Origin of the sequence: Pectobacterium carotovorum, assembly GCA_016415585.1 — a bacterium.
GTDB classification, from domain to species: Bacteria; Pseudomonadota; Gammaproteobacteria; order Enterobacterales; family Enterobacteriaceae; genus Pectobacterium; species Pectobacterium carotovorum_K.
In genome coordinates this window covers 3,241,455-3,256,947 of sequence record CP066552.1, presented here as the reverse complement: position 1 = coordinate 3,256,947, position 15,493 = coordinate 3,241,455, and the positions used below count along the sequence as shown (strand labels likewise).

Here is a 15,493-nt window from a genome sequence, read left to right as displayed (position 1 = left end):
CAACGCGAGACGTTGTCGCCGTTGCAGGCAGGTTATCCTTCAGACAGGAGTTGCTTTAATGTCCAAACAGCAAATTGGCGTTGTCGGTATGGCGGTGATGGGGCGCAATCTGGCGCTGAACATTGAGAGCCGTGGCTATAGCGTTTCCATCTTTAACCGTTCTTCCGATAAAACTGATGAAGTTATCGCGGAAAATCCGGGTAAAAAACTGGTGCCTTCTTACACCGTTGAAGAGTTTGTCGAATCCCTGGAAAAACCACGCCGTATTCTGCTGATGGTGAAGGCCGGTGAAGCAACCGATAAAACGATTGAATCGCTGAAACCTTACCTGGAAAAGGGCGATATTCTGATCGATGGCGGTAACACCTTCTATAAAGATACGATTCGCCGTAACCGCGAACTGTCCGCTGAAGGGCTTAACTTCATCGGTACAGGCGTATCCGGTGGGGAAGAGGGCGCGCTGAAAGGGCCTTCCATCATGCCGGGTGGCCAGAAAGAAGCGTATGAACTGGTTGCGCCGATTCTGGAACAGATTGCGGCGCGTGCTGACGGCGAAGCCTGTGTGACCTACATTGGCGCTGATGGCGCAGGTCACTATGTCAAGATGGTGCATAACGGCATTGAATACGGCGACATGCAGCTTATTGCTGAAGCCTATGCATTGCTCAAGCAGGCATTGAATCTGAACAACGACGAGCTTGCTACGACGTTCTCTGAGTGGAACAAAGGCGAGTTAAGTAGTTACCTGATTGAAATCACTGCCGATATCTTCAAGAAAAAAGATGAAGACGGTAACTATCTGGTTGACGTGATTCTGGATGAAGCGGCTAATAAAGGTACCGGTAAATGGACCAGCCAAAGCTCTCTGGATCTGGGCGAACCGCTGTCTCTGATCACGGAATCCGTTTTTGCCCGCTACCTGTCTTCACTGAAAGATCAGCGTGTTGCGGCCTCTAAAGTGCTGACGGGCCCAACGGCTCAGCCATTCGGTGGTGATAAAGCCGAGTTTGTTGAGAAAGTGCGCCGTGCGTTGTATCTGGGTAAAATCGTTTCTTATGCTCAAGGCTTCTCACAGCTGAAAGCGGCATCAGACGAGAACAATTGGGATCTGAACTACGGTGAAATCGCCAAGATTTTCCGCGCTGGCTGCATCATTCGTGCACAGTTCCTGCAGAAAATCACCGATGCGTACGAGCAGAAAGCAGATATCGCTAACCTGCTGTTGGCCCCTTATTTCAAGAAAGTGGCTGACGAATACCAGCAAGCGCTGCGCGACGTGGTATCTTACGCGGTTCAGCAAGGTATCCCGACGCCAACGTTCTCAGCGGCCATTGCTTATTACGACAGCTACCGTTCAGCCGTGTTGCCTGCTAACCTGATTCAGGCTCAGCGTGACTATTTCGGTGCACATACTTATAAGCGTACGGATAAAGAAGGCGTATTCCATACCGAGTGGCTGGAATAGCCGTTTCTTATGCTTAAATAGCGCTGTTTGTTAATAAAACGCCAGATTAGGAAATATCTGGCGTTTTTTGTATTGATGAATCAGTGGATTGATATCGTTAAGATATCTATGACTTTTTTTCTGGAATACTGTAAATTTCATTAAAGAAATCTGCTTTTTTACCGAGATCATTGCTGTTTATTACATTGGGATCTTGCTATTTTTAACGGTGTTGCAAAAATTGAGTTGTAGTTTGCTTTCTGGTGTTGTTTGTCAGAGGTGGTTTTATCTCATAGAGGGGTTGTTTCCTCATTGATAGTTTCATCGCCATTGAACTGTAACTCATTACTGGGAGGATCCCAGTAACGGTCGGTAACGGCACAAAACTCAATCGGTTTGCTGTTGTGCTGGCTGAAATGAAGGACGGGGTATGGTCTTTTCGACGGTACCCCACCCTGAAGTATTTCATGTTAAAAAGGAAATCGTAATGAAGAAAACGTTAATCACGCTGGCTGCGGTACTGGCCATGTCGTCAAACGCGTTTGCTGTTGATGGCGTCTCTAGCAGCACTGCTGCTGGTACCTCTACCACCACGACCACCAGCGCTGCTGCTGCTGGTGCCGCTGGTGCTGGTGGTGCTGGCTTTGCTGCTGGTACTACTGCTCTGATTGCTGTCGGTGCTGCTGCTGCGATCGGTGTTGCTGTTGCAGTTGCTGTTTCCAGCAACGATGACAGCTCTCCTGCGGGAACAACGACGGCAACTACTGGTACTCGTAGTTAATTTCGTTTTAATTCTAAGGCCACTTCGGTGGCCTTTCTTTTTCCGGGCTACGCTGTTCAACGAGAACTGCATTCCATGACAAAAATAAAACGAATGGCAAAGGTGAGAGCGCTAATTGCCATACCTCTTTTATCGATTGTGCTGACTGGCTGTTCCCAAAATGTGGATCAAGTGGGGAAAACCTTCAAGCTGGCATTTTTCGGCCAGGATGACACCCATGTGACGGCTAAACAGGTTGCCAATACGCCCTATGCATCGGCCTATCTGAAAGTGGGTAAAGCGCCACAGGCGTTTGTTGTGCTCGCTTTCGCCGAGCAGAATCAGTTGAAATGGATCGGGGCCGATAAAAATATGGTATCGACCCAACATGGTCGTTTGGTGAAAACGCAGGGCTTCGGCGAAGACATTACCTATGTGGATAACCTGCAACACGATCCCCTGGCGTTAGGCCTATTGAAGACATCAACGCCAATGACATGGCAGAGCCGGATTGAATGGGCTCAGGTCTTCCGTGGTGGTTACACTACTACGTCTGTTTTTCAGTCCCGCGGCAAAGAAAGCGTAAAGATTCTGGATACCTCGCGTGAGTTGTTGCGCTTCGATGAACAGGTGACCGTTCCCACTTTGAATGAATCTTATACCAATAGCTATTGGCTGGATCCGGCTAACGGAAGTGTGGTGCAAAGCCAGCAGTACATGGGACCGGGTATGGCATTGGTCACATTCACCGTATTAAAACCCTACGTACAATAAGGGGCTGAAATGTTGGCACTCAATCGTATCGCGACCTTGCTGCTGCTGGTTTCCGGTGTTGCGACGTCTGCGCAGTTGACTGTGAAATCGCCTCAACAGACGATAGCCGTCGTCAAATTGGATGATGGCACGCGTCTTGAAAAATTTTACGAACAGGTTCCCTGGCCACAGAATATCAACTGGCAAACGGCGTTTATTTCTGATTTTGCGACGACAGAGAAGGTTCGTGCGCAAGGGGATGTCTTGCTGCAAAAGCTGGCTGAACTGGAAACGCGCTGGCGTAATTCAGGCGATGGCGATCTGGCGATCTCCGCCTGGCTACTGAGAAAGACCATTAACCCGATTAACGTTGCGGGTCGTATCCGCACCGATCTGGATCCTGACCGCGTGCGTGTCTATGTAGAAAATAATCGCCCTCTGGTGGGAGAATATGCACTGTATGTGGCGCCTCATGATGACAAGCTGTCGCTGATCGGTCTGGTGAATACCTCCGCTGATGTGGGAGAACTGGAGACATCGGGGAAAGTGGCGCTGCGTGCCGGGTGGTCGGTCGAAAATTATCTCTCTGGACGCCGACTTCTCGCGGGAGCGGATAACAGTTATGGCTATCTGATTGCGGGAAATGGCAAGTGGCGCAAAGTGCCGCTGGCGCTGTGGAACCGCCAGCATGTTGAACCCGCCGCGGGCGAAACGCTCTTTATTGGCTTTAATCCCTCAGTTTTGCCACAGGATATGTTATCACTCAACGATCAACTTGCTGACTACCTTGCTAACCGGACGCCACTCGAATGACAAAGAATAGAAACGTTAAACTAGGCTGTCTGTCGTTGGCGATTGGCAGCATCTTGAGTGCACAGGCGATGGCGGCTGAAACCGAAAGCGACCGTACTGCGACAAACCCGAATCTGCGCTTTCAGCCGGTGGGGGTATCACAGTCTGATTTCGGTGGTACAGGTCTGTTGCAGATGCCTACGGCGCGTATGGCGAAAACAGGCGAGTTTAGCCTTAATTACCGCGACAACGAAGAATATCGGCGCTACTCCATATCGCTCCAGCTCTTTGACTGGCTGGAAACGACGGTGCGTTATACCGATATCCGTACTCGTCCTTATAGTTTTGATTCTAGTTTCAGCGGTAGCCAAACCTACAAAGATAAGTCATTCGATGTCAAAGCGCGTTTGTGGCAAGAAAGCTACTGGATGCCGGATGTTTCTGTCGGATTGCGTGATATTGCCGGTACAGGCCTGTTTGATAGCGAATATCTGGTGGCCAGTAAGCGTATGGGACCCTTTGATTTTACGCTGGGTATGGGCTGGGGCAATATGGCTGAAAGTGGCAATATTAAAAACCCTGCCTGTTCGCTGAAAGCCAGCTTCTGCCAGCGTAATGACAGCTTTTCAGGTGGCGGTGGGGAATTTGAGGTCGATAACTTCTTCCATGGTCCTGCCGCGTTGTTTGGTGGCGTTGAGTATCAGACACCCTGGGATCCCCTGCGCTTAAAGCTTGAATATGACGGCAACGATTACAGTGCAGAAAGAACGTCATCCAATGGTGTGCCACAGAAGCTGAAACACGATTCTCCTTTCAACATCGGTGCGGTCTATCGCGTCGGCGATGTGTTGGATACCACGTTATCGTGGCAGCGTGGCAATACCCTGATGTGGGGCTTTACACTACGCACTAATTTCAACGACCTGAAGCCGAACTATTTAGATGATGCGCCACCGGTCTATGCGCCAGTGCAGGATGGCAAAGGCACAAACTGGCAGCTCGTCTCGAAAGAGCTGAATGATAAGGCTGGCTTTAAAGACGCCGATATTTACACAGACCAAAAGCAAGTCACCATTGTTGCCGATCAGACAAAGTATCGTGATAGTGAACAGGCTACGCAGCGTGCGGCTACGGTATTGGCAAACCATGTACCGGGCAGTATTGATGAGTACCACATTGTTCAGCGCAGCCAGCGTTTACCGATTGCCAGCACGGAAGTCGATGCCAAACCTTTCCATCAGGTTAAACAGGCGGCTATTCCACTGGGGCAACCGGAACCTGTCACGCATCGCAAAGAGCCGGTATCTGACGTGCGCGGTCAGCAGGTGCTGCTCGCAGAACCCGATCGTCTGACGTATTCATTAGATCCGACACTGACGCAGTCTTTCGGTGGCCCTGAATCCTTCTATATGTATCAGGTCGCATTGAAAGGTAACGTGGACTACCGTCTGAGCGATCACTGGAGCGTAGGCGGAACGGCAACACTGAATCTGGTGAATAACTACGACAAGTTCAACTATAAAACACCACCAGCGGATGGCGCTGCGCTGCCGCGTGTCAGAACCTGGGTGCGTGAATACACTACTTCTTCCGATCTGTTATTGACCAATCTGCAATTGACTCGCAGGGATAATCTCGCGCAGGACTGGTATACCCAGGTCTACGGCGGCTATCTGGAAATGATGTATGCGGGTGTCGGATCTGAAGTGCTGTATCGTCCGTTCGGTAAAAGCTGGGCGCTGGGGATGGATGTGAACTATGTCAAACAGCGTGACTGGAACGATATCATGCGCATGGCCGATTACGATGTGGTGACTGGTCATCTGACCGCCTACTGGGAACTGCCGTTTGTGGAAGGTGCGGTAGCGAAGGTGAGTGTGGGTCGTTATCTGGCAGGGGACAAAGGGGTAACCCTCGATCTGTCTCGCCGCTTTGATAGCGGAATTATTGCAGGTGCCTTTGCGACCAAGACTAACGTCAGCGCTGCTGAATATGGTGAAGGAAGCTTTACTAAAGGCTTCTACGTCTCAATACCGTTTGATCTGCTGTTCACCGAACCGACGGTGAAACGTGGTGCGGTCGGTTGGGTACCGCTGACGCGTGACGGTGGTCAGATGCTACAGCGCCGCAGCTCACTGTATGGCCTCACCGAACACTAATCGATCCCCATTCGTTTAGGGTGTTAATCAAGCCCGTCATCGCCGAGTGCCGTGACGGGCTTTTTTGTGCGTGTTTACTTTGCGAAGTAAAACTATTTGAAAACTAACATGAACTATTTTACTTGGTTATCACGACCGCGACGACTGACACGAACGGTGAGTTTGCATGCCTGTGATGGCTGGCGCAGGGGGCAGATCATCGTCAGGTGAGGACATTATCGGTGATATTCATCACAGATTGCCTGACTTCGGTTTGAGCCTACGGCGGTTAGCGGATATAACCCGGTAAGAAGGACGTGATCGGGTTAAGGCTCGAGCGAAACCTGATACGACGCATGCGATTAAAACATGTTCGTATCAGGTTTTTTTTTGCCTGAATACAGCCCGATCGCGCACTACCCATAACATCAGTAATGTCTCGCTGGCATTGTCTTGTTGAGAAATAGTCTCGTTAAGGAAAGGAGAAAAACGTTGAAATACCATCATCTTAAACGCTTCCCTGAGGGTTTTTTATGGGGCGCTGCGACATCGGCTTATCAGGTTGAAGGGGCATGGAATGAAGACGGCAAGGGGCCGTCGGTGATTGATGCCAGAATGTCCTACCCTGAGGGCACCACAGACTTTACCGTCGCCAGCGACCACTATCACCGTTACAAGGAAGATGTCGCGCTGTTTGCTGATATCGGCTTTAAAACCTACCGTTTTTCTATCGCCTGGAGTCGCGTTATTCCTGATGGCAGCGGCGAGGTAAACCCGGCAGGTATTGCGTTTTATCATAATCTTATCGATGAGTTGCTGCATTACGGTATTGTACCGATCGTCACGATGTACCATTTCGACCTGCCACAGGCGTTACAGGCAAAAGGCGGCTGGTTCAACAGGGAAACGGTGGACGCGTTTGAACGTTTTGCCAACATCCTGTTTGATGAATACGGCGACAAAGTGAAGTACTGGCTGACCATCAACGAGCAGAACATGATGATTTTGCACGGTTCGGCATTGGGCACACTGGATCCTACGCTGGAAAACCCGAAGCAGAATCTCTATCAGCAGAACCACAATATGCTGGTGGCGCAGGCAAAAGCGATGAATGCGCTGCATGAAAAAGCGCCCGATGCAAAAATTGGCCCGGCACCCAATATTGCGTTGATCTATCCAGCGTCATCAAAGCCTGAAGATGTGATGGCGGCGTTCAACTATAACGCGATCCGCAACTGGCTGTATCTGGATATGGCGGTGTATGGGCGTTACAACACGGCGGCCTGGCGCTATATGGAAGAGAAAGGCTATACGCCGGAGATCCAGCCCGGCGATATGGATATTCTGGCATCGGCCAAACCTGATTTTATCGCGTTTAACTACTACACCTCGCAAACGGTTGAGGCCAGTAAAGGTGACGGTTCGGATGAAATCGCACGCGGGGGCGATCAGCACCTTAAATCGGGTGAAGAGGGCGTACATCGCGGTGCAAGTAATCCGTGGTTGCAGAAAAATGCCTTTGGCTGGGAGATAGATCCGATTGGCTTCCGTAATACGCTGCGTGAGCTACACGATCGCTATCATTTGCCGCTGATCATTACAGAAAATGGGCTGGGCGCGTTCGATACGCTGGATGAAAACGGTGAGATTCACGATGATTACCGCATCGATTATCTGCAACGCCACATTGAGCAAATTCAGCTGGCGATTACCGACGGAGTCGATGTCTTCGGCTATACCCCATGGTCAGCGCTGGATCTCATTTCCACCCATCAGGGATGCTCGAAACGTTATGGCTTTATTTACGTTAATCGTGAAGAGTTCGATCTGAAAGATCTGCGGCGTATCCGTAAAAAAAGCGCATACTGGTATGCTGATGTCATTAAAAACAATGGGCTGGATAGCTCAGAAGCGTAATCGAACCTTAAACGAACGACATTGAAAAGACGCCCATCGATACTACGTTCGAGGCGTTAAACGGTAGGGAAGGCCGTGTGCCTTCCCGTCAGACAGGGCGGCTGATGCGATGATAATAAAAAAGATACTGAGCAATAATGCTGTGCTGGTGCTGGCTGATGACCGACGGGAAATTGTGGCGATGGGTAAAGGTGTCGGCTTTGGCAAGAAAGTGGGTGACCCTATCGATCCACTGCGTATTGAAAGCCAGTTCGTGAAGAAAAGTGACGGTATAGCTGATGTGTTGTCACAACTGCTAGCGGACATTCCCTCTGATTGTCTGGCGGTGACGCAGCAAATCATTACTCTGGCGCAAAAAACGTTGCGGCTTGATGTACAGGACACGCTGTTTCTGGCATTAAGCGATCACATCAATTTTGCTATTCAACGCCACAAGAAAGGGCAGACGATCAAAAATCTAATGCTATGGGATATTCGCCAGTTCTATCGCAGTGAATTTGCCATTGGGCTGGAGGCGCTGGAACTGATTCGTACCAGACTGGATATTGATTTACCGGAGGATGAGGCGGGGTTTATTGCGCTGCATCTGGCGAATGCGACGAACAACAGCGATATGCAGAGCACGATGCAAAGTGCGAGCATCATTAAAGATATTTTGACCATCCTGAAGTATGACTTGCACATCACGTTTGATGAGCGCTCTCTCAATTATCAGCGTTTGATTACGCATCTGAAGTTCTTCGCCCTGCGTCTGTTAAATCGGGAAACGGTAAGTCACGGTGATGATTCTATCTATCAGGGGATTACCGAAATGATGCCGCGGGCCTATGCCTGTGCGATGAAGGTGTATGAGTATGTGGAAAAAAACTACAGCTGCCAGCTAACTACTGATGAAATTATGTTTCTGACTATTCACATCAACCGCTTACAACCCTCCCCATCTTAGTCATACAAGCTATCGTGACAGGCATATCGGGATAATTCTCGGTGAGGAACACAGCGCACGGGTAAGACCACCGCGAGTTAACGCTTGTGTTACTCTATTTCGCCTTTACGGTGTCTGTTCGTTATGTAACAAAATAAATTCAAAAATGGCTCACTGTTACTGGCCGATTTTCAGCCATAATGTTCTTTTTTCTCGCTATTTGTTAGTGAACCGTATAGGAGGTCGTTATGTCAGCCTCGCCGCCGATGTTTTTGACGGTAGATGTACGTCGCTCAGGGCTACGCTTTTCCCAGCGAGTCTATATTCCACGGATTGTCGGTACGATACTGTGCGCTCTCTTTATTTCCTCGGTGCTAATTACCCGGCCTGTCCCGACGCTCTTGTGGGTGTTGCTCTTTCTTAACACCTTTATCTGGCCTCACATTGCCTACGCGCTGTCCCTGCGGTCACGCGACCCGATGCAGTGCGAGAAGCGTAATTTATTGATTGATGTGGCGTTTGGTGGCATCTGGATTGGGTTTATGGGCGTTAATCTTCTGCCCAGCGCCCTGATTGCTGCGATGGTAGGGATGAACGGTACGGCTGCCGGTGGGATAAAGCTGTTTGTGCAGGGCATCGTATTACAGTGTGTCGTCTGTGTGATGATTCTTGTGCTGTTTGCTGTGCCTGTTTCTCTGAATACGACATCGATACAGCTTTATGCCTGCCTGCCGATGTTGTTGGTCTACCCCATTTTTCTCGGCTATGTCACTTACACCACTGCGCTGAAACTGGCGGAACACAAACGGATGCTGATGGAAGTCAGTATTCATGACGGTATGACCAGCCTCTATAACCGTCATCACTGGGAACGCTTGCTGAAACACGAATATGACATTTGTCAGCGTTATAAGCGTACGGCGACGTTAGTTCTGTTTGATATCGACCATTTTAAAGCCTTTAACGATAACTTTGGGCATAACGTCGGCGATCAGGCGATATTGCTGCTGGCGCGTGAGTTGACATCTGGTTTTCGGGAGACGGATGTGATTGGACGATTTGGTGGAGATGAGTTTGCCGTTATTTTACCGCAGACTAGCGCGGGAGAGGCGTTAGACGCCGTGAACCGCATTCGGGAGAGCTTATCGCTGAAATTCCTGAACCAAACGCCGCAGCTGGCGGTGTTTGTCAGCGTCGGTATTGCGGAGATTTCACCGGAAATGGGTCAATATATTGACTGGTTAAAGACCGCCGATATGGCACTTTACCGGGCAAAAAACAAAGGCCGTCGCCGAACTGAAGTTGCCTGAATATGCAAAGAAACGGTGGGAGCTCCCGTCGTTACTTTCAAAATAGGTTGATAGCCAGCGAGCGGCGCAGCGTTACTCAAACGGATCCATCAGCAGGAAGGTGCACTCGGCCCGCTGGTGGCTATTGATCATCGGAACCAGACGCTGGAAGTGTTCGGTCTGGCAGTGAGTGTCCAGTGCGGCTTTATCCGGCCAGGTTTCGATAAAGGTGAAATGCCCCGGATCTTTCTGATTGATAAAAAGCTCATAGGAGATGCACAGCGGCTCCTGTCGGGTTTTCTCTACTAATTCGCGGTACAGCGGCATGACGATTTCAATGTACTCAGGCTTAATAAAATCCTGTGCGATCACTTTAAGCATAAAACGGCTCTCCCTCTCTGTGAGTCCTGCTAATTAAACGATTCCGACTAGCCGCGCTGCTGTTTTTCACTCTGATCTGCGCCGTTTCCCTGCCGGTAGGCCAGCGACACCATCAGCGATTGCACCAGACATAGCGTGGCGGACTGTGAACGGAACGCATCAACCTGCGCCTCCTTCACGACAAAGCAAACGTCGCTGAGCGTCGCCAGCGGGCTAATTTGACTGTCGGTAATCACGATTTGCCGCGCGCCGGCTTTCGCTGCCATTTCACTGACCATCACGGTTTCCTGTGAATAGGGCGAGAAGCTGATGGAAACCACCACATCGCGCGAGCTGACTCGGCTGAGCTGTTCGCGAAACATGCCTCCCAATCCGTTGACCAGAATCGGGCTGCTTTCCAGATGACTGAGCGCGTAGGTGAGGTAAGTGGCGACGCTGAACGAGCGCCGCAGCCCGACGATATAGATGGTCTCAGCCTGTGCCAGCAGATCGACGGCTTTTTGCAGATCCTCTGGCGGGGTGCGTGCCGCCAACTGCTGCATTGCCTGCGCGTTTGAGCGGGCAAACTCATGCAGAATATCCAGCGGCGTTTCTGGCACGGCGTCAGCTTCCATCGCCCGAAACAGCCGCGCCCGGTCGGTATAGCTGGCGGTTTCCTCCACCAGATTCATACGGAACAACTGTTTCATTTCGTTGAAGCCGCTGAAATCAAAGGCGTTGGCGAAGCGAATCAACGTTGAGGGAGGAACGTCAGCTCGTTCGGCGATCACCGCGACGGTATCGAACGCGATGCTGTTGGTATTATCCAGCACATAGTGTGCCACCTGCTGCAAGCGCTTGCTGAGCGAATCATAACGCTCGCGGATCTGTTCCTGTAACTCTCTCAGGCTGGTTGCCATGGGCATATCGGGTTATCTCCCAAAGACGTATAAGAATCTATCCCATTAGGGCGATTTCATGACTGGCGCCTGAAACGGAACAGAAAATTCATTTCTGGATACGGTTGTTTTATCTGTACGACATTTTGGCGGCACACCTTTTATCGATACGGCTATTTTCAGAGGCTGCTCGCCTGTCTTTATGGACGGCTGTCTTCAAGTTTACATAAAAATTCGCAGCGGATCACAATAATCAACATTTATTTTATTTTTACGTTAAATGGAATATTCATTTCATATACTGTAATCCGATGTCAGCCGTTTGTCTCCTCAAAACCCACAAAGGTGTAAACATGGAAACCGTATCTAACTTCATTCAGGGGGCGATTGCCTCCAGCAACAGCCAACGCTACGCCGCGGTGTATAACCCAGCGACGGGCGAGCAGATTCGCCAGGTTGTGATGTCTGATAAGGCGGAAGTCGAGCAGGCTATTGCCAGCGCGGCGGCGGCATTCCCTGCGTGGTCAAAGCACTCTCCGCTACGCCGTGCGCGCGTGCTGTTTCGCTTTAAAGTGCTGCTGGAAGAACGCATGGATACGCTGGCCCGGCTGATTTCACAGGAGCATGGCAAGGTCTATTCCGATGCCGTGGGGGAGGTGACGCGCGGTCTGGAAGTCGTTGAGTTTGCCTGTGGTATTCCCCATTTGCAAAAAGGTGAACACTCGGCGAATGTCGGTACTGGGGTGGATAGTCATTCACTCATGCAGCCGCTCGGCGTGTGCGTCGGGATTACGCCGTTCAACTTCCCGGCGATGGTGCCCATGTGGATGTTCCCGATTGCGCTGGCGACCGGCAATACCTTTGTGCTGAAACCGTCGGAAAAAGATCCGTCGCTCTCGCTGCTGTTAGCGCAACTGCTGAAAGAAGCGGGCCTGCCGGATGGCGTCTTTAACGTCGTTCAGGGTGACAAAGAAGCGGTGGACATCCTGCTGACCGATCCGCGGGTACAGGCGGTGAGTTTTGTGGGATCAACGCCGGTGGCGGAATACATTTATCAGACGGCGTCGGCACATGGCAAACGCTGTCAGGCGCTGGGCGGGGCGAAAAACCACTGCATCCTGATGCCGGATGCCGACATGGACATGGCTGCCAGCGCGATCATGGGCGCGGCGTTTGGTGCGGCAGGCGAGCGCTGCATGGCGCTGTCAGTGGTGGTGGCTGTTGGTGATGACACGGCGGAAGCGCTGCATCAGCGTCTGAGCGCACAGATCAAAGCAATGCGCGTCGGGCCAGGTCTGGTTGACGGGCAGGAAAATGAAATGGGGCCGGTGATCAGCGCACCGCACCGGGCGAAGATTGCCGACTATATTCAAAGTGGCGTCGATCAGGGCGCGACGTTGCGCATCGATGGCCGCACGCTGTCTGTACAGGGGCACCCGCAAGGCTACTTCATCGGGCCGACGCTGTTCGATAACGTCACGCCGGAGATGAAGATCTATCAGGAAGAAATTTTTGGCCCGGTGCTGTCCGTAGTGCGTGTGCCGGATTACCAGACGGCGGTGACGCTGATTAATAACCATGAATACGGCAACGGCACCGCTATTTTTACCCGCGATGGTGAAACAGCACGCCAGTTCTGCGAAGAGGTGCAGGCAGGCATGGTCGGCGTGAACGTACCGATTCCGGTGCCGATGGCATTCCACAGCTTCGGCGGCTGGAAGCGCTCCATTTTTGGGCCGCTGAACGTTCACGGTAATGACGGCGTGCGCTTCTACACCCGCATGAAAACCGTCACCAGCCGCTGGCCCGCCAGCGTCCGTCTGGAACACCACACCAGCAGCTTCGTCATGCCCACGCTGGAGTGAGGATTTGACCGCTAACGGGCGATGAATGGAGTGCACTGGTTTTGCTCTTCCGGCGTCAAAAATTATGCTGAGGTAGGGGACACCGCCGAAAGAGCGACAAGGATGTCGCGAAAGGCAGTGCCGTGCTGGGAGCACGTCACTGGCGGTTCGGATGACGGTGGCGCATATCGAAGGGCCCGCGTAGCGGCATAATTTATCGCCATAAGCCTGGGTTCTCAGGGCGGCGGCGATTGAGCGCCCTGAGTCGGGCGCGTGCTACGACGCAGCATAAAAATGGCTAAATTTTCGCGCACGAAATGCTCGCTGAATATACATAGTTCATTATAGAAATCAGATCCTTATTTAAGGAGTAGATCAATGGATACGTGTCGCATCACCATGGCGCAAGCGCTGGTCAGGTTCCTCAACCAGCAATACCTCAGCGTAGACGGTGAAGAATCCCCCTTTGTTCAAGGCGTTATGACCATTTTTGGTCATGGTAATGTGCTGGGTATTGGTCAGGCGCTGGAACAAGAGGCGAACCGTCTCACCGTGCATCAGGGGTGCAACGAACAGGGAATGGCGCATATCGCCGTCGGATTCGCTAAACAGCACAAGCGGCGGAAAATCTATGCGGTGACCTCATCGGTGGGGCCGGGGGCGGCGAATATGGTGACTGCGGCGGCGACCGCCACCGCCAACCGCATTCCGGTGCTGCTGCTGCCCGGCGATCTCTTCGCCTGCCGCCAACCAGATCCGGTATTGCAGCAGGTCGAGCAGTATCACGATCTGTCGATCAGCACCAATGACTGCTTCAAACCCGTTTCCCGCTATTGGGATCGCATTAATCGCCCTGAACAACTGATGAGTGCGCTGATTAACGCCATGCGCGTGCTGACCGATCCGGCCGATACCGGCGCGGTGACGCTATGTTTACCGCAGGATGTGCAGGCGGAAGTCTGGGATTATCCGGCATCGTTTTTCCGTAAGCGCGTCCATCACCTCGAACGACGCCCGCCGGATGCGGCACGATTGGATGAGGCGGCAGCGCTGATTGCGAAAAAGCGTCGTCCGATGCTGATTTGTGGCGGCGGTGTCCGTTATTCCGGCGCACATGATGCGCTGGCGCAATTTGCCGAGCGGTTTGCGATTCCGTTTGGCGAAACGCAGGCAGGCAAAGGCGCGATTGTGTCATCACATCCGCTGAACTGCGGCGGTATTGGCGTGACGGGCGGGCTGGCGGCGAATCGGCTGGCGCACGAGGCGGATCTGATTATCGGCGTCGGGACGCGTTTAACCGATTTCACCACTGGTTCCAAGTCGCTGTTTCAGAACCCGAACGTTGAATTTTTACTGCTCAACGTTGCCGAGTTCGATGCACTAAAACTGGATGCGCTGCCTCTGATCGCCGATGCGCGTGTCGGGTTGGAAGCGCTGTCTGAACGGCTGGCGACGGCATCGTATCGTAGCGGCTGGCAGCAGGCCGTCGAACAGGCTCGTGCTGAATGGGAACGCGAGCTACAGCGGTTGTTTACCGTGCAGGATAGCGGTGAACTGGTGCCAGAAGTGGTGGATGGTCTGGAAGACAAGCTGGATGAATACCGCCAGATGCTGAATACCCACCTGACGCAAACGCGTGTGTTGGGCATTCTGAATGAGAAACTGGAAGACAACGCGATTGTGGTGGGAGCGGCGGGTTCGTTACCGGGCGATCTACAGCGCGTGTGGCAGGTGAAAACGCCGGACAGCTATCATCTGGAATATGGCTATTCCTGTATGGGATACGAGATTGCGGCGGCGATTGGTGCACGCCTTGCGGCACCGCAACAGCCGGTCTACGCGATGGTCGGCGACGGGTCTTATTTAATGCTGCATACCGAACTGCAAACGGCGGTACAGGAGGGCATCAAAATCACCGTGCTGCTATTCGATAACGCGGGCTTTGGTTGTATTAACAACCTGCAAATGAGTCAGGGAATGGGGAGCTTCTGTACGGAAAATCGCTACCGCGATGCGGAGTCGGGGCAACTGCGCGGCGCACTCATTCCGGTGGATTTCGCCAAGAATGCGGAAAGCTACGGCTGCAAAGCGTGGCGGGTGCATGATGAAGACTCGCTCAGGCAGGCGCTGACGGAATCACGTGAACATCCGGGACCAGTACTGCTCGATATCAAAGTACTGCCGAAGACCATGACGCACGGCTACGAATCCTGGTGGCGCACCGGTACGGCACAGGTTGCCGACAACCCGGAGATCGAGGCTGCTGCCAATAGCGTGAAAGCCGCGCTCTCCCGCGCACGGCAATATTAGGTGATCTCCCCTTAGTGGCTATTTCTGAGTCACAAATAATGTCGGGACGTAAGTGGGATTTG

General features: G+C 52.1%; 12 protein-coding genes. 10 read left to right on the top strand and 2 right to left on the bottom strand.

Annotated features, from left to right (window positions below):
• Positions 1-58: 58 nt before the first annotated feature.
• From gndA to adrA, 8 genes are all read left to right on the top strand, one after another.
• The gene (gndA, locus tag JFY74_14520) at positions 59-1,465 is read left to right on the top strand and encodes an NADP-dependent phosphogluconate dehydrogenase (protein ID QQG27307.1); all 1,407 of its coding nucleotides are present in this window, start codon (positions 59-61) and stop codon (positions 1,463-1,465) included.
• 466 nt (positions 1,466-1,931) lie between these two features.
• Positions 1,932-2,225, top strand: a complete 294-nt coding sequence (locus tag JFY74_14515; protein QQG27306.1) for a hypothetical protein — start codon at positions 1,932-1,934, stop codon at positions 2,223-2,225.
• A 75-nt stretch (positions 2,226-2,300) separates the two neighbouring features.
• Entirely contained in the window at positions 2,301-2,978 is a 678-nt protein-coding gene (locus JFY74_14510; protein QQG27305.1) for a YjbF family lipoprotein, read from the top strand.
• 9 nt (positions 2,979-2,987) lie between these two features.
• Positions 2,988-3,770, top strand: coding sequence for a capsule biosynthesis GfcC family protein (locus tag JFY74_14505; GenBank protein ID QQG27304.1), 783 nt, complete (start codon positions 2,988-2,990; stop codon positions 3,768-3,770).
• Positions 3,767-5,908, top strand: a complete 2,142-nt coding sequence (locus JFY74_14500; protein ID QQG27303.1) for a YjbH domain-containing protein — start codon at positions 3,767-3,769, stop codon at positions 5,906-5,908. The genes JFY74_14505 and JFY74_14500 overlap by 4 nt, the downstream gene beginning before the upstream one ends.
• A 471-nt stretch (positions 5,909-6,379) precedes the next feature.
• Entirely contained in the window at positions 6,380-7,804 is a 1,425-nt protein-coding gene (locus tag JFY74_14495) for a glycoside hydrolase family 1 protein (protein ID QQG27302.1), read from the top strand.
• A 109-nt stretch (positions 7,805-7,913) separates the two neighbouring features.
• Positions 7,914-8,750: a PRD domain-containing protein gene (locus JFY74_14490; GenBank protein ID QQG27301.1), complete on the top strand. Its 837-nt coding sequence runs from the start codon at positions 7,914-7,916 to the stop codon at positions 8,748-8,750.
• Between the two features lie 227 nt (positions 8,751-8,977).
• Positions 8,978-10,039, top strand: a complete 1,062-nt coding sequence (gene adrA / locus JFY74_14485) for a diguanylate cyclase AdrA (GenBank protein ID QQG27300.1) — start codon at positions 8,978-8,980, stop codon at positions 10,037-10,039.
• Between the two features lie 72 nt (positions 10,040-10,111).
• On the opposite strand, the gene JFY74_14480 is transcribed toward adrA, so the two are convergent.
• Both JFY74_14480 and JFY74_14475 read right to left on the bottom strand, forming a co-directional pair.
• Positions 10,112-10,399: an antibiotic biosynthesis monooxygenase gene (locus JFY74_14480; protein ID QQG27299.1), complete on the bottom strand. Its 288-nt coding sequence runs from the start codon at positions 10,397-10,399 to the stop codon at positions 10,112-10,114.
• Positions 10,400-10,446: 47 nt separating this feature from the next.
• Positions 10,447-11,304 (bottom strand): MurR/RpiR family transcriptional regulator, encoded by an 858-nt coding sequence (locus JFY74_14475; GenBank protein ID QQG27298.1) that lies wholly within the window; start codon positions 11,302-11,304, stop codon positions 10,447-10,449.
• Positions 11,305-11,630: 326 nt separating this feature from the next.
• On the opposite strand from JFY74_14475, the gene JFY74_14470 reads away from it, so the two are divergent.
• Positions 11,631-13,142 carry a CoA-acylating methylmalonate-semialdehyde dehydrogenase gene (locus JFY74_14470; GenBank protein QQG27297.1) on the top strand — a complete coding sequence of 504 codons (1,512 nt, stop codon included), beginning with the start codon at positions 11,631-11,633 and terminating at the stop codon, positions 13,140-13,142.
• Positions 13,143-13,499: 357 nt separating this feature from the next.
• Positions 13,500-15,431, top strand: coding sequence for a 3D-(3,5/4)-trihydroxycyclohexane-1,2-dione acylhydrolase (decyclizing) (iolD, locus tag JFY74_14465; GenBank protein ID QQG27296.1), 1,932 nt, complete (start codon positions 13,500-13,502; stop codon positions 15,429-15,431).
• The last annotated feature ends 62 nt before the right edge of the window (positions 15,432-15,493 follow it).

Bases quoted from the DNA above. Each gene is read 5' to 3' on its own strand.
- gndA (QQG27307.1), top strand. From the start codon at position 59: ATGTCCAAACAGCAAATTGGCGTTGTCGGTATGGCGGTGATGGGGCGC.
- JFY74_14515 (QQG27306.1), top strand. From the start codon at position 1,932: ATGAAGAAAACGTTAATCACGCTGGCTGCGGTACTGGCCATGTCGTCA.
- JFY74_14510 (QQG27305.1), top strand. From the start codon at position 2,301: ATGACAAAAATAAAACGAATGGCAAAGGTGAGAGCGCTAATTGCCATA.
- JFY74_14505 (QQG27304.1), top strand. From the start codon at position 2,988: ATGTTGGCACTCAATCGTATCGCGACCTTGCTGCTGCTGGTTTCCGGT.
- JFY74_14500 (QQG27303.1), top strand. From the start codon at position 3,767: ATGACAAAGAATAGAAACGTTAAACTAGGCTGTCTGTCGTTGGCGATT.
- JFY74_14490 (QQG27301.1), top strand. From the start codon at position 7,914: ATGATAATAAAAAAGATACTGAGCAATAATGCTGTGCTGGTGCTGGCT.
- adrA (QQG27300.1), top strand. From the start codon at position 8,978: ATGTCAGCCTCGCCGCCGATGTTTTTGACGGTAGATGTACGTCGCTCA.
- JFY74_14480 (QQG27299.1), bottom strand. From the start codon at position 10,399: ATGCTTAAAGTGATCGCACAGGATTTTATTAAGCCTGAGTACATTGAA.
- JFY74_14475 (QQG27298.1), bottom strand. From the start codon at position 11,304: ATGCCCATGGCAACCAGCCTGAGAGAGTTACAGGAACAGATCCGCGAG.
- JFY74_14470 (QQG27297.1), top strand. From the start codon at position 11,631: ATGGAAACCGTATCTAACTTCATTCAGGGGGCGATTGCCTCCAGCAAC.
- iolD (QQG27296.1), top strand. From the start codon at position 13,500: ATGGATACGTGTCGCATCACCATGGCGCAAGCGCTGGTCAGGTTCCTC.